The organism is Serratia sp. 4542, assembly GCF_016805595.1.
In the GTDB taxonomy this organism is placed as follows: Bacteria; Pseudomonadota; Gammaproteobacteria; order Enterobacterales; family Enterobacteriaceae; genus Serratia; species Serratia nevei.
Genome location: NZ_RXKV01000006.1, coordinates 204200 through 227551 on the forward strand (window position 1 = coordinate 204200; position 23352 = coordinate 227551).

The following is a 23352-nucleotide window of genomic DNA, read 5'->3' on the forward strand; positions in this document are numbered from 1 at the left end:
GCCGTTAATGGAGAGTAAAGTGAGTCATATCAGCAAGATGCGCAGGTCGCGGCAGCGAGGGTTTACGCTGCTGGAAATCATGGTGGTGATCGTCATTCTGGGGCTGTTGGCCAGCCTGACTATTCCAAGCCTGATGGGAAACAAGGAGAAGGCCGATCGGCAAAAGGCCGCCAGCGATATCGTCGCGTTGGAGAACGCGTTGGATATGTACAAGCTGGACAACGGGCGTTATCCCAGCGCGGAACAGGGGCTGGCGGCGCTGGTGACCCGGCCGGCGCTGGCGCCGATCCCGAGAAATTATCCCGAAGACGGTTATATCCGCCGGTTGCCGCAAGATCCCTGGGGGCAGGAGTATCGTCTGCGTAATCCGGGGCGTCACGGCAAGCTGGACGTGTTTTCTCTGGGGCCGGACGGCATCGCCGACACCGATGACGATATCGGCAACTGGGTGGCCGACGCCGACGCGCCATGAGGCGCATACGCGGCTTTACGCTGCTGGAGATCATGCTGGTATTGCTGCTGCTGGGGGTGACCAGCGGCCTGGTGATGCTGAGTTTTCCGGCGGATGAGAAAGCGTTGGCACGGCAGGGGGAGCGGCTGAACCATTGGTTGAATGCCCTCGCCGAGCGGGCCGAGCGCGAAGGGGTGAGTTATGGCGTGGCGTTCGGCAGCGGCGGTTGGCGCAGCGTTGCCGCTGCGGGGCAGGCGAGCCGGGAGGCATACGCCCTGCCGGACGGCATCGCGCTGTGGCTGAGCGTTGAAGGGCAAACCGTCGCGCTCGATGACGCGGCGGCGCGGCCGCCGCAGGTGTGGCTGCATCCGGGGGGCGAAACCACGGCGTTCAGCGTAGCGCTGTCGCAGGGGCGGTGCCTGTGGCGATTGCAGGCGCCCGGTTACTTCGTATTTGAAACGACGGACATTCGTTGCGATGACGCGGAAAATGAGACGCCAGCAGGGCATGACACTGCTGGAAGTGATGGTGGCCTTGATGATCTTCGCCATCGGTTGCCTGGCGCTGATCAACAGCACCGGCGGCCAGGTGCGTAGCCTGAGCGAGATCGAAGCCAAGACCGTTGCGCTGTGGGTAGCGGACAACCAGCTGACGCTGCTGCAGCTCGATCCGCAGCCGCCGACGCTGGCCTGGCATTCGGGCACCACGGTGATGGCCGGTGAGACCTGGCACTGGCGTTATCGTGGGCAGGAGACCAGCGACGCCGGAATGCGGGCGATCGCGATCGAAGTCAGGCGCGATCCGCAGGATCGCAACGTGCTGGCGGAGTTACAGGCTTACCGGGGGTTGCCATGAAGCGCGCTTTGCAACGCGGCTTTACGCTGGTGGAAATGCTGCTGGCCATCGCCCTGTTCGCCATGCTGTCGCTCACCGCCCTGACGGTCTTCAGGGGCGTGCTGAAAAACGACGAAATTACCCAGCGCAAATCGACGCAGCTGACCCAGCTGCAACGGGCGCTGGCGATCGTCGAGCGCGATTTTGCTCATGCACAGGCGCGTGCGCCGATCGGTGATAAACGCAGGCCGGCGGCGCCGGAATTCGCGGTGCTGCAGACGGCGGAGGGGGAAGACGTGGATTTTCAGCTGTTGCTGATCCGAAGCGGCTGGTCGAATCCGCAGGCCCGGCTGCCGCGTGCCACGCAGGAGCGGGTGGCCTATCGCCACCGGCAGGGGCGGCTGGAGCGCCTCAGCTACCCGAATTTGAGCAGCCCGCAGGCGACGGCGCGCAGCGTGCTGTTGCTGCCGGAGGTGACGCGGTTCCGCCTGCGTTTTTACCGGCAAGGCGAATGGTTGACGGCCTGGCGCGCCGGCGGGCTGCTGCCGCAGGCGGTGGAGATCACCGTCGAGACCCCCGCGTTGGGGGAAATACGGCGCATCATCGCGCTGCCCTCGGCGAGGCCATGATGAAAAAACAACGCGGTATGGCGCTGTTGATGGTGCTGCTGATGATGTCGCTGATGGCGATCGTGGCGGTCAATATCAATGACCACTGGCAGCGTTCGCTGGCGCGCACCCAGTCTCAGCAGGATCGGCTGAGGGCGAAATGGCTGCTGTTGGGCGGGGAGATCTACGCCCAACAGCGGTGGCGGCAGGCAGGAGAGCAGCGCAAGGCCTGGGAAGCCTCTGGGGCGGCGTTCAGTATGCGTACCGAAGAGGGGGAAGTGGCGATACGCCTGCGCCGGGTCGATGCCTGTTTCAACGTAAACGCCCTGATCCGCGCCGCCGGCCCAACGGAGGTCGGAGATAGCGAGGGGGCTCCCCCCAATAAAGAGAGGCGGATATTCATGCTGTTACTGAACAACCTGGGCATCGCCGACGCGCAGGCGGGCGCGATTGCCGATGCGATCGTCGCCCGGGCTTATGGCGAAGGGTACCTGATGGGGGATATCAGCGAACTGCGGGAGCTGGCCGGTATCGATCGTGAGCTATACCTGCGCCTCGCACCGCAGCTTTGTGCGGCGCCGGATGCTGAATTGCAGATCAACCCGGACGCCGTGGATGAGGCCCGGTTGCCGCTGCTGCGGGCGATGCTGATGAACGCCCTGGGCGGAGAACGGCTGCGGACGTTGCTGGCGGCCCGCCCGCCGCAGGGGTGGCAGACGCTGACGTTTTTGTCGCAGGAAAAAGCGCTGCAAGCCTTGGATGACGACGTTCTCGACGAGCGATTGAAGTTCGACGACAGCCGCTGGATTGCACAGCTGCAGCTGACGCTGAATGACGGGCGCTATCGGCTCGTCAGCGCGTGGCAACCGGGCCAGTCAGGCATCACGGTCAGCGGACGCCAGTTCGACAGAGGGGAGGGGTAAAGGGTGGCGAACACAATCCTGCTTATCGCGCTGAGCGAGGACTCGATGGCCGATGTGCGCTGGGGCCACGTCGGCGAGACGCGCTGCCGCTTTGGCGCCCGCCTCGAGCTGACCGACGGCGGCGGCGAGTTGGCGGCCATGGCGCAGGGCAGCCGAGTCGTGGTACTGGTGCCTGCCCGTCATGTGGTGCTGAGACAAACGACATTCCAGGGCAAGGCCCGGCAGGCGACGCCGCTGGCGCTGGCCTACGCCCACGAGGCCGGGCTGTTGACCGATACCGAGCAGATGCACTGGGCGGTGCTGGGCAAGGCGCAGCGTGATTTCACCCTCGCCGGCGTCGCGCTGGCGCAGATGCAGGGCTGGGTCGAGCGCCTGAGCGCCTGCGGCATTCGCGCCGATAAAATGCTGCCCGACGTGCTGGCATTGCCGCTGCCGGGCCAATGCAGCGCGCTGCGCTGGCGCGATCGCTGGCTGATCCGAACGGGGAATGGGCAGAGCTTGTCGCTGCCCGATGCCTGGCGGGATTGCACTCCGCTGCCGACGCCGGATTGGTGTCTGCACTGCGGCGGGGAGATTCCGGCGGGCTGGGAAGCGGCGCGCATTGACGAGGATCCGCTCTGGCAACTGGCGCAAGAGGCCTGGAGCAGCCCCGCCACGCTGCTGCAGGGGCGTTTCAAACCGAGCGTACGCTGGCCGCGTCGCCTGCCCGATAAGACCGTCTGCGCGCTGCTGTTGCTCAGTGGTTCGCTGCTGGTGGGCGGTTTGCATCACCAACAGATGGCCCGGCAGAACGAGAGCCGGATAGCGGTACTGTCTCAGCGCCTGCTGCCTGGCCAGACCGCGCCGGCGTTTGCGGAACAGGCGGCGAAAGCGCAGGTGCGGCGTATGCAAGACGCCCTGAATGCGCCGCAGCTGTTCAGGCTGCTGCCCTACGCGGCCGGGGCACTCGCTTTATGGGCGCCCCCGCAGCTGCAGGCGCTGGCTTTCGACGCTGCCGACGATCGTCTGGTGGTGACGGTGAACAGAAACGACGTGCCGCTGCCGGCACCGATTAACGATGGCGAGGTCAGCATGACGTTCAGCGAAGGCGGCGCACCCAACCAGGCGGTCCTGACGGTGAGAGGTGAGCGATGAATATCGGGTGGCACGATAAGGCGTTGCGGCGGGCGGTGTTGTTAAGCCTGTTGTTGTTGGTAGCCTGCGGCTATTGCCTGTATCAGTTTTCACAGGCGCAGAAAAGCGCACAACAGCTGGCGGCGCTGCAGGGGCAGGCACGTGTCATCCAGCAACTGCAGGCTCGCTCGCCGCCGGGCGCCGCTGCGCGCGAGCAACTGCCGGAGCGGCTGCGGCAGAGCGCGCAAGCGTACCGCATTCCGCTCGCCGACCTGACGGAAAGTGACGCGGAGATGCGGGTGAGGCTGCCGCCTGTGCCGTTCGAAAGCCTGCTGTCGTGGCTGGCTGCCCTGCAGCGCGAGCACGGTATCCGCGTGCTCGCGCTCACCGTGGAGCGCGCGGGGCAGGCGCCGGGCGTCGTGCAGGTCAGCCGGCTGCAGGTGACGACGCAGCCGTCGATGTAACCCACGCTAACGAATCATCAGGAATCAGAAAAATCATGCTATTCGCCCTAAACGCGGCGGCGGATGAACACTGGCTGTTATTTAGCGCCGTGTTGAGTCTGTGCGTCGGCAGTTTTATTAACGTGGTCGTTTATCGGCTGCCTATCATGCTTGAGCGTGAAATAGAAACGACGCAGGCCGAGCGATTTGATCTCGTTTGGCCGCGTTCATTTTGCCCGTCATGCATAAAACAATTATCGGCGTTCGATAATATTCCGCTATTAAGTTGGCTGCTGTTGCGTGGCCGCTGTCGTTATTGCCGCAGCCCTATTCCCGTGCGTTATCCACTGGTGGAGTTATTTCTGATGCTGATGGGAATCATGCTGGCCTGGCGTCTCGGCATCGGGGTTGATTGGTTTTTCATGCTGGCGTTTGTTGCGTTGTTGCTGGCGCTGGCGGCGATTGACAGCGAGCGCCAACTCCTGCCGGATTGCCTGACGCTGTCGCTGTTGTGGGGCGGGTTGCTGTGGCATTGCCTGGCGCACCCGGCCTTTTTGCCGGCGGCGGTGGTCGGCGCGATGGCGGGCTATCTGACGCTGTGGCTGCTGTATTGGGCATTTCGTCTGGCGACCGGCCGCGAGGGGCTGGGATACGGCGATTTTAAACTGTTGGCGGCGCTTGGCGCCTGGGGCGGGTATGCCGCTTTGCCGTCGATCCTGCTGTTTGCTTCCGCCGGCAGCCTGCTGTGGCTGTTGTTGCGCGTATGGCGCGGCGGTGATGGAACTCAGCCCCTGCCTTTCGGGCCGGGGCTGGCGACGGCGGGCGCAGGCGCGGTGGCCTGCCAATGGTTTGCGCTGCCGCTGGGGGGCTAACGGAGCTGGGCTAGAAAGGGCGCCAGTGACCGATTGAATTCGCTGCACTTCTCCTGCAGCGGCGTGGCGTCGGCCGCCAGCTGTGCGGCGACGCGTTGACCTGCAGCAAGCAACTGGGCGCGATTGAGCGCCGGCGACCACCCTTTTTTCTCTGCTTCCTGCAGCGCCGCCGCCGTGAGCTTATCGTCGGCCGGGATGTCGGCGCGATTGCAACGCTCTCTCAAAAACAAGCCGGCGCCGACCAGCGACGACAGCTGGTCGCGTTGGGCGGCGGCGTCAGGGGCCGATTTGGCGGCGTGCTGGCAGCCGGAGAGCAGCAGGGAGGCCAAGACCGCTGCGGCGATATTTTTCAATGTCACGTTATTCTCTCTGTGGAATAGGAACGGTGCGCTTATTTCTTTCGCCGCAAGGCGGCGCTTCGCGATTTCCGGATTATTTTAAACGTTTGTCATGCCATTTAATATCTTGGCCGTATTAGGTTTTATTATTTTAATGCATTCTAAGTGCCTGGCGTTCAGGGCTTCTACTTATTATTCCTCTCGCGGTATCGCCGCATCTCTTTGAGTTTCTTCTCACTCAGTTGGAATCCAATAAATTTAACTGGAGTCGTAATGAAATTATCCAAAATCGCCCTGATGATGGCAACGCTTGCTGCCTCGTCGGCCGCCTGGTCGCATGGGTATATCGAAGTTCCCGAAAGCCGCGCCTACAAGTGCAAGCTGGGCAGCAACACCGACTGCGGCCGGGCGCAGTGGGAACCGCAGAGCGTTGAGCAGATTTCCGGCTTCCCTGGCGGCGCTACGCCGCTCGACGGCCAGCTGGCCAGCGGCGGGGTTAATGGCTTCGAACCGCTGGATCGCCAGGGCGTCAACGTCTGGGCGTTGAACACCATGAAGCCGGGGCCGCAGACGTTCACCTGGTACCACACCGCCAAGCACAAAACCAATAACTGGCGTTACTACATCACCAAACAAGACTGGGACGTGAACAAGCCGCTGTCGCGCGAGGCTTTCGAAAAAGAGCCGTTCTGCGAGGTTGATGGCCATGCTCAGGCGCCAAAAGATCGCGAAGTGCACCAGTGCGTGGTGCCGGAGAGAACCGGCTATCAGGTGATTTACGGCGTGTGGGAAATCAATGACACGGTGAACAGTTTCTATCAGGTGGTTGACGTCAACTTCGAGGACGACGGCGTCGTATCCGAATGGCGCAAGCAGCTGCAGGGATCCCTCACCGGTAAAAACCTGCAGGTTGGCGATAAAGTGATCGCTCGCTTCTTCGACGCGAGCGGCGAAGTGCTGGCGATGAAAACCGAGCTGGCGATCGACAGCGAGGCGCTGACCGACAAAAACCGCTGGAGCCACGCACTGGCAACCAAGATCAACGTCGAGCAGAAAACGGTGCGCGCCGGAGTGAAAGACGGCAAAGGCAACGTCAACCCGGTATTCGGCAATAACGCGGTCTTCGCCAAGCAGGGTAGCCCGATGAAGAGCGTAGTGATCTCCTATGAGGAAGAAACGCCGGCCATTACCGAGGAGATCCGCATCGGCAATCTGTCCAGCACCAAGATCAAGGACGGTAAAGCCCAACTGACCTTCAATGCCGAGGTCAAAGGCAAGCTGACGGTTGAAGCGCGCGTTTACGATCACGGCCAGACGGAGAAAGGCTATGTGAAAGCGACGCTGGAAGACGCCAGCCAGCCGCTGACCATCGCGCTGACCAACGTCAGCGAAGGCCACCACATGCTGAAAGTGATCGCCAGCAACGACAACGGGCAGAGCATTCAGCCTGATATCGAAAACTTCAACCTGGAAGCAGACTCCACCGGCGGTGGCGGCAACGGCGACTACAACTTCGTCTTCCCGAACGAGCTGAGTAAATACACCGCCGGCACCACGGTGCTGCAGCCGAAGAACGGTAAGGTGTATCAGTGCAAACCTTTCCCTTACAGCGGTTACTGCATGCAGTGGAACAGCGGCGCGACTCATTATGAGCCGGGCGTGGGATCCAACTGGCAGGATGCCTGGATCCTGAAAAAGTAAGCGTAAATCGGATAGCCAAGCGGCCAGCGATGGCCGCTTTTCAAGGAGTTTTATGTCACACGAACCTGCCCGTTACGATCTTTTCAGTCGGTTACTGCATTGGGGCATTGCCGCGGTCATGATCTACGTAATGATCGTTGGTTATTCGCTGCATTTTATGACGGATGCGCGCATCTTCGCTTTTTTCTCCGTGACCAATATGTCGTTGGCCTTGGTGCTGACACCGCTGATGGCGGCGCGCTTTATCTGGCGCTTTTTCCGGCCGAAGGTGCCCTATGGCGATATGTTGCAAGGGCACCAGAAGGGATTGGTGCATTTGCTGCACGAAATATTCTACCTGCTGATTTTCGTAGTGCTGCTCAGCGGATTCCTCATGCTGGAGCACGGCTTTGCCGTTTTCGGCGCGATTGACTTCCCACGCCCGATTGCAAATCTCGACGTTAACCGCTTCTTTTTCGCCGTGCACCGTTATGCGTGTATCGCGCTGTCGGCCATGATCGTGCTGCACGTCGCGGCGGTGATTAAACACCACTGTTTTGCCCGGCAGGCGATTTTGCGCCGCATGCTCTGATTTTACGGGGCGATCACGCCGCCCGGAGGCAGTGCGGCGGCGTGGCCGCGAGGAGCATAGGGGAGTTGGCGGCATGGCCGTTACGCTGGTGGCCGTAAAGCAGGGGCGAGAGTCATCACGCGTTAATCGCGTTATACCCCGAACAGGAACAGAGAAGTGTGTCTATTTATTATTAACGATAAAGATGAACGTAATTAACATTTCATTGTCAATAGGAAAAATACGTATTCAACGTGGACATTGAAGCCGATAAAAGCATCGGCTCAACGCGTTGGGGTCTGATTACCTGACATATTTCCAAACGGAGGTGGGGATTTTGTCATACAGTTTGTTCATGGTGAGCTCCGCCAGACGGTGATCGGCCGCTGAGTAAAACAGCTCCAGTTCATCATCGGAAAGCTCGTACTTATTTTTCTCAATAACACGTTCGAGAGTATCAATCGTGGTGCATTTACGTAAACGCATCAGATAGTCGGTTTTAGTCATGGTGGCCTTTTAGTTTAATAACCGTAAAATAGCTCGGGAATAATTATCCCCTAAGTTTTCATTGTCGTACAGATGTCCTCTCCTGAGAACATTCTGAATAATCTCGCCTTGGTCTTTTGCCAGCGGCGCAGGTCGGAATCATTGATACCGTAGCTGCTGAACAGCGTATAAGTATCGTCGAGATATTCTTCGACTAACTCCGACAGGTCTGATTCGTCCATGTATTTAATTTTATAACTCATCACAAACGAAGCGATATGTTCGATCAACTCATTAAGCTGCAGGTTGACGGAGGATGTCGGATCGTTGACCCACCCGTGGTGGCTGTCTCCCAGGGTCGCGATGCCTTCATCATACAAATTTTCGCACAAGAATTTGAGCTGAGCAATGTCGTGTCGCTTAGGCGAATACTCATCCATATCATCCCCTCCGTAAGTCTTAATTGCGGTGTGATAACACTATGTGAGTAAGCTGATTTACATCATGAACGGAGGCAGCTTAACGGTGGTTAAATAAACTTTCCGTAAAATGAATATAAATCATTTTTTCGCGTTTGGCCTGCAGTTATTACGTAAACTTACAATTCATCCGCAGTTGATGGACGTGAGTTATCAATGATGTCGAAGATTAAACCCCGCGCCGTCACTCGAAACCGGACGCTGTCGTTGATGATATCCTCGCTGTTGATATCCAGACAGGCATTAAAAATGCCCCACTTATAGCGATAACTCATTGAATAACCGCCGTCACCTTGTGGCACTATATCAAGTATTTCTAATGAATCCTCGGCATAGCGTGCGCTTTCAGAATAAAAACTGAGTCCGCTGGTCAGCGCCGGCACTAACTTCGCTATATTGTCATTAATCACTTTCTTTAATTTTTTAACAGAAAGTGCGTTCACTTCCAGGCTACAGGCAAGGGTAACAAGCATTAATCTCGGCCAACAGCAATGTTATCTGCTTATCTTACTCCTTTTCCGGCCTCGTCGGTAAATTTTTCGATTTACCGCAGTTCTTTACCCTATGCCAACATTTCTGTTCTGTCGAACGGGAATATCCCTGAGGTTGATAAGGGGGGACGTGGCGGGGGAGAGCGCGCTGCGCGGGGCTGTTACGTTCCGTTGCATTAATTGGCACGGCAGGGCTTGAGACGTCTCAGTGAGTGTGATGTTATATTATAACCATTAATTCATCGCGTTGATCACGACATTGACTCCCTCTTCACAACATGACGCCGCGTCGTCACTGAATTCGTTGTTTACCACCTCCGCTGCCGTGCGCTGTGCGGGGGCCGTTGCGCTGCTGGCCCTGCTGTGGCTCGGCATTTTCTGGGCGGTGTCGCTGCCATGATTACCTTGCGTCAGCTGGCGATAGGCTATGGGGCCACGCCGCTTTTCCCGCCGCTGAGCGGGCAGTTTACCGCCGGATCGCTCACTGCGGTGGTGGGCGTCAACGGGGCAGGGAAATCGACGCTGCTGAAAACCTTCGCCGGATTGTTGCCGCCGTTGGGAGGCAGCCTGAGTTTTAGCGGCGGAAAGCCACCGCGCAGAGCGTATTTACCGCAGCAGGCGGAGCTGGATCGGCAGTTCCCCATCGCGGTGAGCGATCTGGTGGCGATGGGCTGTTGGCCACAAAGCGGCATGTTCGGCGGCATGAACAAGCGTGCGGCGAGCCAGGTCAATGAGGCGCTGGCGAACGTTGGCATGAGTGCGCTGGCGCACAGCCCGGTGGGCGAGCTGTCCGGCGGCCAGCTGCAGCGAGTGCTGTTTGCACGCCTGCTGGTCCAACAGGCGCCGCTGATCCTGCTGGATGAGCCTTTTACCGGCATCGACAGCGCCACCACGCAAATTTTGCTGCAGGTGATTGCGCAGCTGCACCGGCAGGGGAGAACGGTGATCGCCGTGCTGCACGATATGTCGATGGTTGCCGAGCATTTTCCGCAGGCGCTGTTGCTGACGCCGCAGGCTTGCCACTGGGGCGCGGCCGAGCGAGTGCTGGAGCAGGTGCCGAGGTATCACGCCACTGAACGGCAGCCAGATCTGCGGGCGGTGTCGCCATGATGCTGTGGCATGCGCTTATCGATCCTTTCCTCTCTTTCGGTTTTATGCGCCGCGCGCTCATGGCGTGCTTGGCGTTGTCGCTCAGCGCTGCCCCGCTGGGCGTGTTTCTGCTGCTGCGCCGCATGAGCCTGGTAGGGGATGCCTTGTCACACGCGGTGTTGCCGGGCGCGGCGATCGGCTATCTGATCTCCGGCATGTCGCTGGTGGCGATGGGCGTGGGCGGCTTTATTGCCGGGCTGGCGGTAGCGATGCTGTCCGGCCTGGTGAGCCGCCGCACGCCGCTGAAAGAGGATGCCAGCTTTGCCGGGTTCTATCTGGGGTCGTTGGCGCTGGGGGTCACGCTGGTCTCGCTGCGCGGTTCCAGCGTGGATCTGCTGCACGTGCTGTTCGGTTCGATTCTGGCGGTGGATGCACAGGCCATGGTGATGGTCGGTGCGATCGCCTCGGTTTCGCTGCTGGCGCTGGCGGCGCTGTATCGTGCGTTGGTGATCGAATCCTTCGACGTGACTTTTCTGCGCGTCAACGCGCCGCGCCGCTTGGCGCTGATCCACGGCCTGTTTCTGGCGCTGGTGGTGGTCAATCTGGTGGCGGGATTCCAGATCCTTGGCACCTTAATGTCGGTGGGGCTGATGATGTTGCCCGCCGCCAGCGCGCGCTTCTGGGCGCGCAATCTGCCGCAGACGCTGGCGACGGCGATGGGCATCGGCGCGCTTTCCAGCGTGATTGGGCTGGTGTGGTCCTATTACGCTTCGCTGCCTGCCGGCCCGGCGATCGTGCTCAGCGCCAGCGTCATCTTTTTCGTCTCGATCCTGTTTGGAACGCGCGGAGGCATTTGCGCCTTCGTGCGCCGTTGAGAAGTGCCATTTGCAAGGAGAAAGTATGAAACGTTTACCTATATCGCTGGCGGTCGCTGCTCTGCTGGCCAGCCCATGGGCGATGGCGAAGACCGTTGACGCCGTCGCCAGCTTTTCCATTCTGGGCGATATCGTCAAACAGGTGGGCGGCGATCACGTCAAGGTCAGCACGCTGGTGGGGCCGGATGGTGATCCGCACAGCTTCGAGCCCTCGCCGCAGGACGGCAAGAAGCTGGCTCAGGCTGATGTGGTGTTCGTCAGCGGCCTGGGGCTGGAAGGGTGGATTGATCGCCTGGTCAGCGCCTCGGGTTATAAAGGGCAGGTGATCACCGCTTCACAGGGGATCAGTACTCGTCAGATGGAAGAGGACGGGAAACCGATTACCGATCCTCACGCCTGGAACAGCATGAAAAACGGCGTACAGTACGCTACCAACGTGATGAATGCCCTGATTGCCGCCGATCCCGAGGATGCCAACTATTTTCGTCAGCGCGGAGCCGACTATATTCAGCAGCTGCAAAAGCTGGATCTGTGGGCCAAAACCCAGTTCGCGGCAGTACCGCCACAGAAACGTAAGGTGCTGACTAGCCATGATGCTTTTGGCTACTTTGGGCAAGAGTATGGCGTCACTTTCCTTGCCCCGGTCGGATTTTCCACTGAGGCAGAAGCCAGCGCCAGCGACGTGGCGGGCCTGATCAAACAGATCAAGCAGGAAAAGGTTAACGCTTACTTTATCGAAAATCAGACCGATCCGCGGCTGGTGAAACAGATTGCCGCCGCCACCGGTGCCAAGGCGGGCGGCGAGCTGTACCCTGAAGCGCTCTCCCGCGCGGGCGGCCCGGCGGCCACCTATGAGCAGGCGTTCAAGCACAATGTCGACGCGCTGCTGAACAGCATGAAGTAATCTCCGCCCCCGCCTGCCGGCGGGGGACGGCCTGCAGGCACTTTCTCGCCATAAAAAAAGCCCCGTTGAGCAGCAACGGGGCTTTGCGACAGATGACACTTTGGAGTTAACGCTTTTTCTTACGTCCCTGTACCGCTTTGAATCGCGGATTGCTTTTACAGATCACATAGATGCGGCCACGACGACGCACGACTTTGCAATCCGGGTGGCGATTTTTCGCCGAACGCAATGAACTCAATACCTGCATGGGGGTTCCTTGTTACTTATTGCCGATAAAGCGGCCAAAGCGCTGCTGGAAGCGCGCCGTGCTGCCTTCTTTGGAATAGTCTTTCTGCTTGCCGGTGTAATACGGGTGCGAAGCGGAAGAGACGTCGAGGGTGACATACGGCCAGCTTTCGCCGTCCAGTTCGATGGTGCGATCGGTTTTGATGGTCGATCCCACTTTGAAGTAGGCATTGGCGCTGACGTCGTGGAACACCACGGTGCGGTAATCGGGGTGGATGCCGGGTTTCATAATGGCTCTCTCGTGTAATGTTATACTATAACAATAATTATGCGCCGACCTGGCATCGCGATCAAGCGCAAATTGCACACAAGAGTGAATTAATGAGAACGGTTTGCATTAAGCAATTGAAGCAAAAGAAAAAGGCCGCATGCGCGGCCTTTTCGATTATCGGGTGGAGCTTACATCACTGAGCGATCAGTGGTGCTCTACCGGATGGCTGTGTTCCAGGTCCTCGCTCTTCTTGCTGAAGCGGCGGCGAACCACCACGAAGAACACCGGTACGAAGAAGATCGCCAAGACGGTGGCGGTGATCATCCCGCCCATTACGCCGGTACCTACCGCGTTCTGTGCGCCGGAGCCTGCACCGCTGCTGATAACCAGCGGCAGAACCCCGAGGATGAAGGCCAGAGACGTCATCAGGATTGGACGCAGACGCATACGCACCGCTTCCAACGTCGCTTCGATCAGGCCTTTGCCTTCTTTCTCCATCAGGTCTTTGGCGAATTCCACGATCAGGATGGCGTTCTTCGCCGACAGGCCTATGGTGGTCAGCAGCCCCACCTGGAAGTACACGTCGTTGTTCATGCCGCGCATCGTCGCGGCCAGCAACGCACCGATAACCCCCAGCGGCAATACCAGCATGACCGAGAACGGCACGGACCAGCTTTCATACAGCGCCGCCAGACACAGGAACACCACCAGAATCGAGATGGCGTACAGCGCCGGCGCCTGGTTGCCCGACAGACGTTCCTGATAGGACATGCCGGTCCAGTCGTAACCGATGCCGCTTGGCAGTTTGGACGCCAGCTGTTCCATCAGGTTCATCGCTTCACCGGTACTCTTGCCCGGTGCGGCCTGGCCCAGAATTTCCATCGACGGCAAGCCGTTATAGCGTTCCAGACGCGGTGAGCCGTATTCCCATTTCGCCGAAGAGAAGGCGGAGAATGGCACCATCTGGCCGCTCGTACCGCGCACGTACCATTTGTTGATGTCTTCCGGCAGCATACGGAACGGCGCCTCGGCCTGTACGTACACTTTCTTCACACGACCGCGGTCGATGAAGTCGTTGACGTACGAACCACCCAGGGCGGTGCTCAGCGTGCTGTTGATGGTGGTGATGCTGACGCCCAGCGCCTTGGCTTTCTCCTGATCGACGATCAGTTTGAACTGCGGCGTATCTTCCAGGCCGTTCGGGCGCACGCCAACCAGCACGTCCGGATGTTGAGCAACCATGCCCAACAGCTGGTTACGTGCTTCGGTCAGTTTTTCGTGCCCCAGGCCGCCCTGGTCAATCAGCTCGAAGTCGAAGCCGGTTGCGGTACCGAGTTCGATAATCGCCGGCAGGTTGAACGGGAACACCAGGCCTTCTTTAATCTGCGAGAACGCGCCCATGGCACGGCCCGCGATCGCTTCGACCTTGTTCCCGGCCCCTGGACGCTCGCCCCAGTCTTTCAGGCTAACGAATGCCAGGCCGTTGTTCTGGCCGTTACCGTTGAAGCCGAAGCCCGCGACGGTAAACACCGAAACCACGTTGTCCTTTTCCTTGTTCAGGAAGTAGTCGGAGACTTCTTCCAGCACTTTGTTGGTGCGGGACTCGGTGGCGCCGGCAGGCAGCTGCACCATGGTCAACAGGATGCCCTGATCTTCGTCCGGCAGGAACGAGGAAGGCAGGCGCAGGAACAGCAGGCCCATGCCAACCACGATCAGCAGGTAGATGATCAGATAGCGGCCGGTGCTGCGCAGGATGTTGCCCACGCTGTCGGTATAGTGATGCGTGCTCTTCTCGAACATGCGGTTAAACCAGCCGAAGAAGCCTGTTTTAACCCCGTGATCGCCTTTCGGGATCGGTTTGAGCATGGTGGCGCACAGCGCCGGCGTCAGGATCAAGGCCACCAGCACCGACAGCGCCATCGCGGACACGATGGTGATCGAGAACTGGCGATAGATGGCGCCGGTTGAACCGCCGAAGAACGCCATCGGCACGAATACTGCCGACAGCACCATGGCGATACCCACCAGCGCGCCCTGGATCTGGCCCATCGATTTACGGGTCGCTTCTTTCGGCGGCAGCCCCTCTTCGGACATGACGCGCTCGACGTTTTCCACCACCACGATGGCGTCATCCACCAGCAGGCCGATCGCCAACACCATGCCGAACATCGTCAGGGTGTTTATCGAGAAGCCGAACGCCGCAAGGATCGCAAAGGTCCCCAGCAGTACCACCGGCACCGCGATGGTTGGGATCAGCGTCGCGCGGAAGTTCTGCAGGAACAGATACATCACCAGGAATACCAGGATGATGGCTTCGATCAGCGTTTTCACCACTTCGTTGATGGAGATTTTAACGAACGGGGTGGTGTCGTACGGATAAACCACTTTCATCCCTTGCGGGAAGAATGGCGCCATCTTGGCCAACTCGTCTTTCACACCTTTGGCGGTGTTCAGGGCGTTGGCACCGGTAGCCAGTTTGATACCCAGACCGGCGGCAGGCTTGCCGTTATAGCGAGCGGTAACCGCGTAGCTTTCCGCGCCGCGCTCGATGTGAGCGACGTCGCGCAGGCGCACCTGGGAACCGTCGGTATTCACCTTCAGCAGGATCTTGCCGAACTCTTCCGGCGAAGTCAGACGGGTCTGCGCGATGATCGAGGCGTTCAACTGCTGCCCCGGCACCGGCGGCAGGCCGCCCAGCTGGCCAGCGGCGATCTGGTTGTTCTGCTCGGTGATGGCGGAGGTTACGTCCGTGGTCGTCAGCTGGTAGTTGTTCAGCTTGTTCGGATCCAGCCAGATACGCATCGCGTACTGGGCACCGAACAGCTGCACTTCACCCACGCCGGACGAACGGCTGATCGGGTCCTTGATGTTGGACGCCACGTAGTCCGCAATATCGTCCTGAGTCATGTTCGGATCGTCGGAAACGAAGCCGGCCACCATCAGGAAGCTGCTGCTGGATTTTTCTACTTTCAGGCCCTGTTGCTGAACTTCCTGCGGCAGCAACGGGGTGGCCAACGACAGTTTGTTCTGGACCTGAACCTGCGCGATGTCAGGATCGGTGCCGGAATCAAACGTCAGGGTAATGGTGACGCTACCAGAGGAATCACTGGTGGAGGACATGTACATCAGGTTATCGATACCGTTCATGTTCTGTTCGATAATCTGCGTGACGGTATCCTGCACCGTTTTGGCATCTGCGCCCGGGTAGTTGGCGGAAATGCTCACCGCCGGCGGTGCAATAGTGGGATACTGCGCGATAGGCAGTTTCATTATTGCAAGCACCCCCGCCAACATGACGATGATGGCGATTACCCAGGCGAAAATTGGGCGATCTATAAAGAACTTAGCCATGTATTACAGGCTCCTTTTTATGACTTCTGCGCTTCAGACTGCGGCTGTTTTTGCGCCTGAGTGTCAACTTCCTGCACTTTTACCTGCGCGCCCGGATGCACTTTCATCAGGCCGGAGACGATCACGCGATCGCCGGCTTTCAGGCCATCGGTAACCAGCCATTTGTCGCCAATCGCCTGGTCTGCCTTCAGCGTACGCAGCTCAACTTTGTCGTCTGCCCCGACCACCAACGCCGTCGCGTCGCCGCGCGGGTTGCGGGTAACGCCTTGCTGAGGCACCAGCAGCGCATCGCTGCGCACGCCTTCGTCCAGACGGGCGCGCACGAACATGCCCGGCAACAGCGTATCGTTCGGGTTAGAGAACAGGGCGCGAATGGTGATGGAGCCGGTGGTCTCATCGACGGTGACGTCAGAGAATTCCAGCGTGCCTTCCTGCGCGTATTCAGCGCCGTTTTCCAGCATCAGTTTCACCTTGGCCTTGCCGTTTTCCTGCTTCAGCGCGCCGCTGGCCAGTTCTTGCTTCAGGCGCAGGAAGTCGGTGCTCGACTGGGTGACGTCGACATACATCGGATCCAACTGTTGCACGGTAGACAGGGCGGTCGCCTGGCCGTTGCTGACCAGCGCGCCTTCGGTCACGGCGGATTTGCCGATGCGGCCGGAGATCGGGGAGGTCACCTTGGTGTACGCCAGGTTGATGCGCGCGGTTTCCACGGCGGCCTTGGCGGCCACCACGGCGGCATCCGCCTGCTGCAGCGTGGAGACGGCGTTGTCGTAGTCCTGCTTACTGATGTAGCTGGTACCCAGCAATGGCTTGTAGCGGTTTACCGTCACGCGCGCGATGGAAGCGCTGGCCTGTGCTTTGGCCAAATCGCCTTTTGCGCTGTCGTAGCTGGCCTGATAGGTGGCGGGATCGATTTGGTACAGGGACGTCCCGGCCTTGATATCGCTGCCTTCAACGAAATTGCGCTTCAGGATGATGCCGCTGACCTGAGGGCGAACTTCGGCGATACGATACGCAGCGGTACGGCCAGGAAGATCGGTAGTGATGTTGAGAGGCTCGGCCTTCAAGGTCACCACGCCCACTTCAGGAGCCTGCTGGTGGGCGCCTTGCTGTTGGGTTTCTTTATCGTTACATCCTGTTAGCACTAAGCTGCCTGAAAGCATCAGAACGGCCGCCAGAGGCGTTAACCCTCTGTTTTTGTTCATAGAAAAACCTCAAGTGTCCGATTTCAAAATGATCAATGGATCACAAGCTTTAAAACCCATTGCTGCGTTAATTATATGTGCGTGCTATGGTACATACATTCGCGAATGTATGTAAATCACACTCCCCCTAAATAACAATGCCATGGCACGAAAAACCAAACAGCAGGCGCAAGAAACCCGACAGCAAATCCTTGATGCTGCGGTGAGAGAGTTCTCTGAACGTGGCGTTGCTGCAACGTCACTGACAGATATTGCCACCGCTGCCGGGGTTACGCGTGGAGCCATCTACTGGCACTTCAAGAATAAGGTAGACCTGTTTAATGAAGTTTGGGAATCTACCGAGCCGAAAATTGACCAGCTCGAAACAGAGTATCAGGCAAAGTTTCCCGATAATCCACTGCGGGTTATCCGAGAAATTCTGATTTACATTCTGACGTCTACGGTTGAAGACGGCCGTAGACGGGCGTTGATGGAAATTATATTCCACAAATGCGAGTTTGTCGGTGAAATGATGCCGCTGCTGGATTCGCGCAAGGTGCTGTACCTCGCCGGCTACGAACGCATTGAAGCGGTGCTGTATAACTGCATTCACCACGAGCAATTGCCCGCCGATTTACATACCCGCCGTGCGGCGATCATCCTGCGCGGTTATATCACCGGCCTGATGGAAAACTGGCTGTTTATGCCGGAAAGTTTCGATCTGCGGGCCGAAGCCGAAGCGCTGGTGGATGCGTTTCTGGAGATGCTGCAGTTTTGCCCCACCTTGCGCCTCAAACCCGATGCGGCGACGCCTGACGCCGACCGCCTTCCTTTATAAGGAGAGATTTCATGTCATCCATCGTTCTCATCGCCAATGGCGCCGCCTATGGCCATGAATCCTTGTTCAATGCGCTGCGGTTGGCCATTGCCATGAAAGAGCAGCAGAGTAGCCTCGACCTGCGGCTGTTTCTGATGTCCGACGCGGTGGTGGCCGGGCTGGCCGGGCAGCAGCCGCACGAAGGGTATCACCTGCAGCAGATGCTGGAGATCCTCACCGCGCAGCAGGTGCCGGTCAAGCTGTGCAAGACCTGCGCCGACGCGCGCGGCGTCAGCCGCTTGCCGCTGGCGGACGGCGTAGCGATCGGCACGCTGGTCGAGCTGGCGCAGTGGACGCTGGCGGCGGAGAAAGTGCTGACTTTCTGATTTCGCGACAACGGGACATCACCGGCAACGCTTTTGTTGTTCGTTGCCCGCCGGCGATCGTGATAATCTTCAGGCTTCTTTACCGATCCGAAGCCAAATCATGCATCGCTGGTTGACTCTGCCTTCTCTGGCGCCGCTCACGTTTGTCGGCGCATGCCGGCGGCGCATCGCCGCCGCGACACTTCTTTTCCTGATTTTTGCGTGCTGCTTGCCGGCACAGGCGGCGCTGAACGGCGATCTGCCGCAGCGCAGCGAAGTGCAAAGCCAGCTGGAAACGCTGAACAAGCAAAAAGCCCTGACGCCGGTCGAAAAGCTCTCCCAACAGGATTTAACCCGTACGCTGGAGCTGCTGGACGCCATCGAGCGCAACCGGCAGGACGCCGCACAGCTTAAACAGCAGGTGCAGCAGGCGCCGGCGAAGCTCAATCAGGTCACCGCCGAACTGGATGCGCTGAAGCGGCCGACGGACAACGCGGCCGCGCGCGCCGCGCTGTTGCCGCTGTCGCTGCGCCAGCTGGAAAGCCGGCTGTATCAAACGCTCGACGAGCTGCAAAGCGCGCAGGAGAGCCTCTCCACCTACAACAGCCAACTGGTGTCGCTGCAAACCCAGCCTGAACGGGTGCAGAGCACCATGTACGCCGCTTCGCAGCGTCTGCAGGAGATCCGCAGCCAGCTCAGCGGCCAGACGCCGGGGCAAGATTCGCTGCGCAACAGCCAGCAGGTGATGCTGAACACCGAACAGGCGCTGCTCAACGCGCAGCTGGAGCTGCAGCGCAAGAGCCTGGAAGCCAATACCACGCTACAAGATCTGCTGCAAAAACAGCGCGATTACACCACGGCGCATATCGACGCGCTGGATCGGTCGGTGCAGCTGCTGCAGGAGCTCGTCAACAGCAAGCGCCTGACGCTGTCTGAAAAAACCGCCAAAGAGGCGCAGAACCCGGAAGACGCCACCGATATCCAGCACGATCAGTTGGTCAGCAAGCAGCTGGACGTCAACCGCCAGCTGAGCCAGCAGCTGATCGCCGCCACCGAAGAGAGCAACACCCTGTTCCAGCAGAATATTCGGGTCAAAAACTGGCTCGATCGCGGTCTGCAGGCGGAACGTAACCTGAAAGAGCAGATTCAGGTTCTGAAGGGCAGCCTGGTGCTGTCGCGCATTCTGTATCAGCAGCAGCAGAGCCTGCCGCAGGGCACGCTGCTGGCGGATATAGACACGCGCATCGCCGATCTGCGGCTGGAGCAGTTCGATATCAATCAGCAACGCGACGATCTGTTCAAGGGGGAGGATTACATCAATCAGCTGGTGGCCGAAAGCAAGGAAAAGGCCGGCCCGGAAGTGATCGATGCGCTGAACGAAATTGTCGACATGCGCCGCGAGCTGCTGGATCAGCTGAACAAGCAGCTCAGCAACCAGCTGTCATTATCGATCAACCTGCAGATCAACCAGCAGCAGCTGACCAGCGTCTACGGTTCGTTGCAGGATACGCTGACCCAGCAGATTTTCTGGGTCAACAGCAACAAGCCGGTCGATCTGGCGTGGCTGAAGGCGATGCCGGAGGCGGTGCGCGATCAGCTCGCCGGGCTCGATATCAAATTCGATGGCGGCAAGTTATTGCAGGGCGGTTTGAATGCGCTGGTGTTCCTGATCCCGATGCTGCTGGCGATCGGGCTATTGCGCTGGCGCTACCGGCTGATCGACGGCCATCTGCAAAAGCTGGCCAACGACGTGGGGCAGCTTAAACGCGATGGCCAGCTGCATACGCCGAAGGCCATCGCGCTGACCTTGCTGAAGGTGTTGCCCGGCGCCGCGCTGCTGCTCGGCGTCGGTTTCTGGATGTATCGCGCGGACTTCGGCATCAGCGACTTTATCTGGGCGCTGTCGCAGCAGCTGGCGCTGTCATGGCTGGTATTCGGTTTCAGCTACCGCATGCTGAAACCGGGCGGCATCGCCGAGCGGCATTTTAACTTCGGCGCCAACCTGTGCGCACATTACCGCCGCCAGACGCTGCGGCTGGGGCTGGCGCTGCAGCCGCTGATCTTCTGGTCGGTCTTGGGCGAAAAAGCGCCGCTGCGCCTGGTGGAAGACGTCATCGGCCAGATCGTGGTGATGTTGACGCTGGCGCTGCTCACGGTGCTGGTGTTCCCGCTGTGCCGCGACAGCTGGCGTGAAAAGGGCTCGCACGCCGTGCGGCTGGTGGTGGTCACCGCGCTCGCCGCCACGCCGCTGATCCTGCTGGGGCTGATGTTCGCCGGCTACTTCTATACCACGCTGCGGCTGGCCAGCCGTTGGATAGACAGCCTGTATCTGTTCTTCCTGTGGAATATCGTGTACCTGACCGCGCTGCGCGGCCTGAGCGTGGCGGCGCGGCGTCTGGCCTACCGGCGCGCGTTGGCGCGGCGGCAAAACGTGGCGAAGGAGGGGGCCGAAGGCGGTGAAGCCGTGGTGGAAGAGCCGCCGCTGGCGCTCGATCAGATCAACCAGCAGTCGCTGCGCCTGACCACCCTGGTGCTGTTTGCTATCTTCGCCAGCGCCTTCTACGCCATTTGGTCGGATCTGGTGACGGTCATCGCTTACCTGGACAGCATCACGCTGTGGCATTACACCAGCACCGTGGCGGGCAGCAGCGTGTCGCAGGCGGTGACGCTGGGCAACATGATGGTGGCGATCGCCGCGGTGATCGTCGCCTACGTGCTCACCCGCAACCTGCCCGGTTTGCTGGAGGTGGTGGTGCTGTCGCGGCTGCAGCTGCGGCAAGGGGCATCCTATGCCATCACCACCGTGCTCACTTACCTGATCACCGCCGTGGGCGCCGTGGTTGCGCTGGGATCGCTGGGCGTCTCCTGGGACAAACTGCAATGGCTGGCCGCCGGTCTGACGGTCGGGCTGGGCTTCGGCCTGCAGGAAATCTTCGCCAACTTCGTCTCCGGCCTGATCATTCTGTTCGAACGCCCGATCCGCATCGGCGATACTATCACCATCGGCACCTTCTCCGGTTCGGTCAGCAAGATCCGCATTCGCGCCACCACCATTACCGACTTCGATCGCAAAGAGGTGATCATTCCGAACAAGGCGTTCGTCACCGAGCGGTTGATCAACTGGTCACTGTCCGACACCATCACCCGCGTGCTGATCAAGGTGGGCGTGGCTTACGGTTCCGATCTCGACAAGGTGAAAAAGGTGCTGCTGCAGGCGGCGCATGACAACCCGCGGGTGATGACCGATCCCGAACCGCAGGTGTTCTTCCTCAACTTCGGCGCCAGCACGCTGGATCACGAGCTGCGGCTGTATGTGCGCGAACTGCGCGATCGCAGCTACACCGTGGACGAGCTGAACCGCTCAATCGATCGTTTGTGTCGGGAAAACGACATCGACATCGCTTTCAACCAGCTGGAGGTGTATCTGCATAACCAGCAGGGCAACGAAGTGCAGGAAGTGAAAAGAACGCTGTCGCCGGATGACGGCGGCCAGACGGCGGGCTGATAAGCGTTGAAAAACGATAGGGACAGCGGTGCTGTCCCGGGTTACTGCCCGGCAGGCAGATAGGGAGAGGTGACGCCGGCGCGCTGCAGCTTTTCCTGATAGTCCCGTTTGACGATATCCAGCGCCGCCAGCGCGGTAGCCGGATCGATCTCGTTGCACTCCAGCAGGTAAATCAAGTCTACTGCCAGCTGCAGTTCGGGTGACGCGTTTTCCAGAGACATAGCACCTGCGCTTTTATTAATTAATGGGATGAATAACTCGTGTACCGGCAGAGTATAGTGAACCCGGCGCGCAACCGGGAATAATCATTAAAATATTGTGATAAATCTTCAAAAACCGTTTTCTTTGCGCTCGATATTGCGTTCGATGCGCGCCAGCGCCTGGCGGCAGCGCATCAGTCTCCCCTCCAGCGCCGCCAGCTCGTGCTGCAGCTTTTGCTGCGCCGCCAGCGTGGTCTGGCGCCCCAGCAGGCTTTCCCGATCCTGAATCATACCGATCAGCCGGCGTTCGTAGTCCTGATGCTCTGCCAGCTTGTGGTACAGATCGGCCTCGGGGGCTTCTTTCGGCTGGTTCTTGCGCCGCAGCGCCTGGGTTGCCAGCTCGCGCTGCAGGGCGGCGATCTGAGCCACCAGTTTTTCGGCCAGAAAGGCCACCTGGCTGGTGCGGCTGTCGTTGGCGGCGCTTTGCAGCTGGGCGAAATTCTTCTCCACCTCGGCCAGGTAGTCGCGCAGCCGCGTGCCGCGATTGGCGAACAGGGCGGCGTCGAAGCGCGCCTGCGGGATTGGCACATCGCCGCGCGGGGTCACTTCGGCCGCCAGCGCCGCGATCTGCTGTGCCAACACCTGTAATAGACGCTGAGTGCTCACATAAGCTCCCTCTTGATTTCAACAGGCGTAAGCTTGCCCGCGATCCTGCCGTGAAACAAGCGCCGCACGCATATTCCGCCGGCGCGGCGCCGATGCTACAGTAGGCGGCAACCGATTGAGGAGCGAAGAGCCGCATGACGCGTGGGTTATTGATCATTTTAGGCTGGCTGGCGGTGGTGCTGGCGACGTTGGGCGTGGTACTGCCGCTGCTGCCGACCACGCCGTTCCTGCTGTTGGCCGCCTGGTGCTTCGCCCGCTCTTCGCCGCGCTTTCATCACTGGCTGCTGCACCGCTCCTGGTTCGGCCCCTACCTGCGCCACTGGCAGCAGCATCGCGCGCTGCCGCCGGGGGCGAAGTGGAAGGCGGTGCTGGTGATCGTGCTCACCTTCACCTGTTCGCTGTGGCTGGTGAAAATCTGGTGGGTGCGCGGGCTGTTGTTGCTGATGCTGGCCATTTTGCTGACCTTTATGCTGCGCCTGCCGGTTATTGACCTGTCGCAACAAAAACAGCGCTGATTGTGCCTTAAACTCCCCAATAGCTTTCAAGCCGCAGCCAGGCGACAAACGCAGGCATCCCCGGGAGCTTACTTAGGTAAGTGACCGGGGGGAATG

At 59.6% G+C, this 23352-nt stretch carries 27 protein-coding genes; 17 read left to right on the plus strand and 10 right to left on the minus strand.

Annotated elements, in window-relative coordinates; all coding sequences use genetic code 11:
* Positions 1–37: 37 nt before the first annotated feature.
* Genes gspG through EKL15_RS08105 form a run of 8 tightly spaced genes read left to right on the plus strand, consistent with a single transcriptional unit; the run spans position 38 to position 5244 of the window.
* Positions 38–472: a type II secretion system major pseudopilin GspG gene (gene gspG / locus EKL15_RS08070; protein ID WP_047730782.1), complete on the plus strand. Its 435-nt coding sequence runs from the start codon at positions 38–40 to the stop codon at positions 470–472.
* On the plus strand, positions 469–1047 hold the full coding sequence (locus tag EKL15_RS08075; protein ID WP_123193169.1) for a prepilin-type N-terminal cleavage/methylation domain-containing protein: 579 nt from the start codon (positions 469–471) through the stop codon (positions 1045–1047). The genes gspG and EKL15_RS08075 overlap by 4 nt, the downstream gene beginning before the upstream one ends.
* The gene (gene gspI / locus EKL15_RS08080; RefSeq protein ID WP_047728681.1) at positions 959–1306 is read left to right on the plus strand and encodes a type II secretion system minor pseudopilin GspI; all 348 of its coding nucleotides are present in this window, start codon (positions 959–961) and stop codon (positions 1304–1306) included. Before EKL15_RS08075 ends, gspI begins: the two co-directional genes overlap by 89 nt.
* Positions 1303–1914 (plus strand): type II secretion system minor pseudopilin GspJ, encoded by a 612-nt coding sequence (gene gspJ / locus EKL15_RS08085; protein WP_197847964.1) that lies wholly within the window; start codon positions 1303–1305, stop codon positions 1912–1914. Before gspI ends, gspJ begins: the two co-directional genes overlap by 4 nt.
* Positions 1911–2816 (plus strand): type II secretion system minor pseudopilin GspK, encoded by a 906-nt coding sequence (gspK, locus tag EKL15_RS08090; RefSeq protein ID WP_238423669.1) that lies wholly within the window; start codon positions 1911–1913, stop codon positions 2814–2816. The genes gspJ and gspK overlap by 4 nt, the downstream gene beginning before the upstream one ends.
* A 3-nt stretch (positions 2817–2819) precedes the next feature.
* The gene (gene gspL, locus EKL15_RS08095) at positions 2820–3950 is read left to right on the plus strand and encodes a type II secretion system protein GspL (protein ID WP_060423408.1); all 1131 of its coding nucleotides are present in this window, start codon (positions 2820–2822) and stop codon (positions 3948–3950) included.
* On the plus strand, positions 3947–4393 hold the full coding sequence (gene gspM, locus EKL15_RS08100) for a type II secretion system protein GspM (protein ID WP_102984164.1): 447 nt from the start codon (positions 3947–3949) through the stop codon (positions 4391–4393). The genes gspL and gspM overlap by 4 nt, the downstream gene beginning before the upstream one ends.
* A 35-nt stretch (positions 4394–4428) precedes the next feature.
* On the plus strand, positions 4429–5244 hold the full coding sequence (locus EKL15_RS08105) for an A24 family peptidase (RefSeq protein ID WP_060423416.1): 816 nt from the start codon (positions 4429–4431) through the stop codon (positions 5242–5244).
* On the opposite strand, the gene gspS is transcribed toward EKL15_RS08105, so the two are convergent.
* Positions 5241–5603 carry a type II secretion system pilot lipoprotein GspS gene (gene gspS / locus EKL15_RS08110; protein ID WP_060423419.1) on the minus strand — a complete coding sequence of 121 codons (363 nt, stop codon included), beginning with the start codon at positions 5601–5603 and terminating at the stop codon, positions 5241–5243. The two genes, EKL15_RS08105 and gspS, sit on opposite strands and share 4 nt — an antisense overlap.
* A gap of 252 nt (positions 5604–5855) precedes the next feature.
* On the opposite strand from gspS, the gene gbpA reads away from it, so the two are divergent.
* A complete protein-coding gene (gene gbpA / locus EKL15_RS08115) occupies positions 5856–7283 on the plus strand; it encodes an N-acetylglucosamine-binding protein GbpA (protein ID WP_060440565.1) in 1428 nt (475 codons plus the stop codon).
* Positions 7284–7335: 52 nt separating this feature from the next.
* The gene (locus EKL15_RS08120; protein ID WP_047728667.1) at positions 7336–7854 is read left to right on the plus strand and encodes a cytochrome b; all 519 of its coding nucleotides are present in this window, start codon (positions 7336–7338) and stop codon (positions 7852–7854) included.
* A 282-nt stretch (positions 7855–8136) separates the two neighbouring features.
* On the opposite strand, the gene EKL15_RS08125 is transcribed toward EKL15_RS08120, so the two are convergent.
* The 3 genes from EKL15_RS08125 to EKL15_RS08135 form a co-directional block, all read right to left on the minus strand.
* Positions 8137–8340 (minus strand): HHA domain-containing protein, encoded by a 204-nt coding sequence (locus EKL15_RS08125; RefSeq protein ID WP_004940313.1) that lies wholly within the window; start codon positions 8338–8340, stop codon positions 8137–8139.
* A 50-nt stretch (positions 8341–8390) separates the two neighbouring features.
* Positions 8391–8759, minus strand: coding sequence for an Hha toxicity modulator TomB (tomB, locus tag EKL15_RS08130; protein ID WP_004940312.1), 369 nt, complete (start codon positions 8757–8759; stop codon positions 8391–8393).
* 158 nt (positions 8760–8917) lie between these two features.
* Positions 8918–9271 carry a hypothetical protein gene (locus EKL15_RS08135; protein WP_100396209.1) on the minus strand — a complete coding sequence of 118 codons (354 nt, stop codon included), beginning with the start codon at positions 9269–9271 and terminating at the stop codon, positions 8918–8920.
* 414 nt (positions 9272–9685) lie between these two features.
* On the opposite strand from EKL15_RS08135, the gene EKL15_RS08140 reads away from it, so the two are divergent.
* The 3 genes from EKL15_RS08140 to EKL15_RS08150 are packed head-to-tail and all read left to right on the plus strand — an operon-like array spanning position 9686 to position 12157.
* Entirely contained in the window at positions 9686–10399 is a 714-nt protein-coding gene (locus EKL15_RS08140; RefSeq protein WP_060423430.1) for a metal ABC transporter ATP-binding protein, read from the plus strand.
* Positions 10396–11253 (plus strand): metal ABC transporter permease, encoded by an 858-nt coding sequence (locus EKL15_RS08145; protein WP_060440564.1) that lies wholly within the window; start codon positions 10396–10398, stop codon positions 11251–11253. The genes EKL15_RS08140 and EKL15_RS08145 overlap by 4 nt, the downstream gene beginning before the upstream one ends.
* A gap of 25 nt (positions 11254–11278) precedes the next feature.
* Positions 11279–12157 (plus strand): metal ABC transporter substrate-binding protein, encoded by an 879-nt coding sequence (locus EKL15_RS08150; RefSeq protein ID WP_060440563.1) that lies wholly within the window; start codon positions 11279–11281, stop codon positions 12155–12157.
* Between the two features lie 106 nt (positions 12158–12263).
* Here EKL15_RS08150 and ykgO read toward each other — a convergent pair whose 3' ends face one another.
* The 4 genes from ykgO to sdeX all read right to left on the minus strand — a co-directional run bounded on the left by ykgO (position 12264) and on the right by sdeX (position 17209).
* The gene (ykgO, locus tag EKL15_RS08155; RefSeq protein WP_004940304.1) at positions 12264–12404 is read right to left on the minus strand and encodes a type B 50S ribosomal protein L36; all 141 of its coding nucleotides are present in this window, start codon (positions 12402–12404) and stop codon (positions 12264–12266) included.
* 12 nt (positions 12405–12416) lie between these two features.
* Positions 12417–12671, minus strand: a complete 255-nt coding sequence (locus EKL15_RS08160) for a type B 50S ribosomal protein L31 (protein ID WP_004940303.1) — start codon at positions 12669–12671, stop codon at positions 12417–12419.
* Between the two features lie 186 nt (positions 12672–12857).
* Positions 12858–16004 (minus strand): multidrug efflux RND transporter permease subunit SdeY, encoded by a 3147-nt coding sequence (gene sdeY / locus EKL15_RS08165; RefSeq protein WP_060440562.1) that lies wholly within the window; start codon positions 16002–16004, stop codon positions 12858–12860.
* Between the two features lie 17 nt (positions 16005–16021).
* Positions 16022–17209, minus strand: coding sequence for a multidrug efflux RND transporter periplasmic adaptor subunit SdeX (gene sdeX / locus EKL15_RS08170; RefSeq protein ID WP_203089213.1), 1188 nt, complete (start codon positions 17207–17209; stop codon positions 16022–16024).
* A gap of 142 nt (positions 17210–17351) precedes the next feature.
* Here sdeX and acrR point away from each other — a divergent pair, with 142 nt between their 5' ends.
* The 3 genes from acrR to mscK all read left to right on the plus strand — a co-directional run bounded on the left by acrR (position 17352) and on the right by mscK (position 21875).
* A complete protein-coding gene (acrR, locus tag EKL15_RS08175) occupies positions 17352–18026 on the plus strand; it encodes a multidrug efflux transporter transcriptional repressor AcrR (RefSeq protein ID WP_049235198.1) in 675 nt (224 codons plus the stop codon).
* 11 nt (positions 18027–18037) lie between these two features.
* Complete coding sequence (locus EKL15_RS08180) at positions 18038–18391, plus strand: DsrE/DsrF/TusD sulfur relay family protein (protein WP_033647269.1); 354 nt, start codon at positions 18038–18040, stop codon at positions 18389–18391.
* A gap of 100 nt (positions 18392–18491) precedes the next feature.
* The gene (gene mscK, locus EKL15_RS08185; RefSeq protein ID WP_197827261.1) at positions 18492–21875 is read left to right on the plus strand and encodes a mechanosensitive channel MscK; all 3384 of its coding nucleotides are present in this window, start codon (positions 18492–18494) and stop codon (positions 21873–21875) included.
* A gap of 41 nt (positions 21876–21916) precedes the next feature.
* Here mscK and rsmS read toward each other — a convergent pair whose 3' ends face one another.
* Complete coding sequence (rsmS, locus tag EKL15_RS08190; RefSeq protein ID WP_016928837.1) at positions 21917–22096, minus strand: pleiotropic regulatory protein RsmS; 180 nt, start codon at positions 22094–22096, stop codon at positions 21917–21919.
* A 108-nt stretch (positions 22097–22204) separates the two neighbouring features.
* The gene (gene priC, locus EKL15_RS08195; protein ID WP_038875000.1) at positions 22205–22741 is read right to left on the minus strand and encodes a primosomal replication protein PriC; all 537 of its coding nucleotides are present in this window, start codon (positions 22739–22741) and stop codon (positions 22205–22207) included.
* Between the two features lie 134 nt (positions 22742–22875).
* Between priC and EKL15_RS08200 the strand changes: the two genes are divergently transcribed.
* Positions 22876–23256 (plus strand): DUF454 family protein, encoded by a 381-nt coding sequence (locus tag EKL15_RS08200; RefSeq protein WP_203089216.1) that lies wholly within the window; start codon positions 22876–22878, stop codon positions 23254–23256.
* The last annotated feature ends 96 nt before the right edge of the window (positions 23257–23352 follow it).

Bases quoted from the DNA above. Each gene is read 5' to 3' on its own strand.
- EKL15_RS08105 (WP_060423416.1), top strand. From the start codon at position 4,429: ATGCTATTCGCCCTAAACGCGGCGGCGGATGAACACTGGCTGTTATTT.
- EKL15_RS08120 (WP_047728667.1), top strand. From the start codon at position 7,336: ATGTCACACGAACCTGCCCGTTACGATCTTTTCAGTCGGTTACTGCAT.
- gspJ (WP_197847964.1), top strand. From the start codon at position 1,303: ATGAAGCGCGCTTTGCAACGCGGCTTTACGCTGGTGGAAATGCTGCTG.
- gbpA (WP_060440565.1), top strand. From the start codon at position 5,856: ATGAAATTATCCAAAATCGCCCTGATGATGGCAACGCTTGCTGCCTCG.
- gspM (WP_102984164.1), top strand. From the start codon at position 3,947: ATGAATATCGGGTGGCACGATAAGGCGTTGCGGCGGGCGGTGTTGTTA.
- EKL15_RS08200 (WP_203089216.1), top strand. From the start codon at position 22,876: ATGACGCGTGGGTTATTGATCATTTTAGGCTGGCTGGCGGTGGTGCTG.
- EKL15_RS08160 (WP_004940303.1), bottom strand. From the start codon at position 12,671: ATGAAACCCGGCATCCACCCCGATTACCGCACCGTGGTGTTCCACGAC.
- acrR (WP_049235198.1), top strand. From the start codon at position 17,352: ATGGCACGAAAAACCAAACAGCAGGCGCAAGAAACCCGACAGCAAATC.
- EKL15_RS08180 (WP_033647269.1), top strand. From the start codon at position 18,038: ATGTCATCCATCGTTCTCATCGCCAATGGCGCCGCCTATGGCCATGAA.
- ykgO (WP_004940304.1), bottom strand. From the start codon at position 12,404: ATGCAGGTATTGAGTTCATTGCGTTCGGCGAAAAATCGCCACCCGGAT.
- EKL15_RS08135 (WP_100396209.1), bottom strand. From the start codon at position 9,271: ATGCTTGTTACCCTTGCCTGTAGCCTGGAAGTGAACGCACTTTCTGTT.
- gspK (WP_238423669.1), top strand. From the start codon at position 1,911: ATGATGAAAAAACAACGCGGTATGGCGCTGTTGATGGTGCTGCTGATG.
- mscK (WP_197827261.1), top strand. From the start codon at position 18,492: ATGCATCGCTGGTTGACTCTGCCTTCTCTGGCGCCGCTCACGTTTGTC.
- gspG (WP_047730782.1), top strand. From the start codon at position 38: ATGCGCAGGTCGCGGCAGCGAGGGTTTACGCTGCTGGAAATCATGGTG.
- EKL15_RS08140 (WP_060423430.1), top strand. From the start codon at position 9,686: ATGATTACCTTGCGTCAGCTGGCGATAGGCTATGGGGCCACGCCGCTT.
- tomB (WP_004940312.1), bottom strand. From the start codon at position 8,759: ATGGATGAGTATTCGCCTAAGCGACACGACATTGCTCAGCTCAAATTC.
- EKL15_RS08150 (WP_060440563.1), top strand. From the start codon at position 11,279: ATGAAACGTTTACCTATATCGCTGGCGGTCGCTGCTCTGCTGGCCAGC.
- EKL15_RS08075 (WP_123193169.1), top strand. From the start codon at position 469: ATGAGGCGCATACGCGGCTTTACGCTGCTGGAGATCATGCTGGTATTG.
- EKL15_RS08125 (WP_004940313.1), bottom strand. From the start codon at position 8,340: ATGACTAAAACCGACTATCTGATGCGTTTACGTAAATGCACCACGATT.
- rsmS (WP_016928837.1), bottom strand. From the start codon at position 22,096: ATGTCTCTGGAAAACGCGTCACCCGAACTGCAGCTGGCAGTAGACTTG.
- sdeY (WP_060440562.1), bottom strand. From the start codon at position 16,004: ATGGCTAAGTTCTTTATAGATCGCCCAATTTTCGCCTGGGTAATCGCC.
- sdeX (WP_203089213.1), bottom strand. From the start codon at position 17,209: ATGAACAAAAACAGAGGGTTAACGCCTCTGGCGGCCGTTCTGATGCTT.
- gspI (WP_047728681.1), top strand. From the start codon at position 959: ATGACACTGCTGGAAGTGATGGTGGCCTTGATGATCTTCGCCATCGGT.
- EKL15_RS08145 (WP_060440564.1), top strand. From the start codon at position 10,396: ATGATGCTGTGGCATGCGCTTATCGATCCTTTCCTCTCTTTCGGTTTT.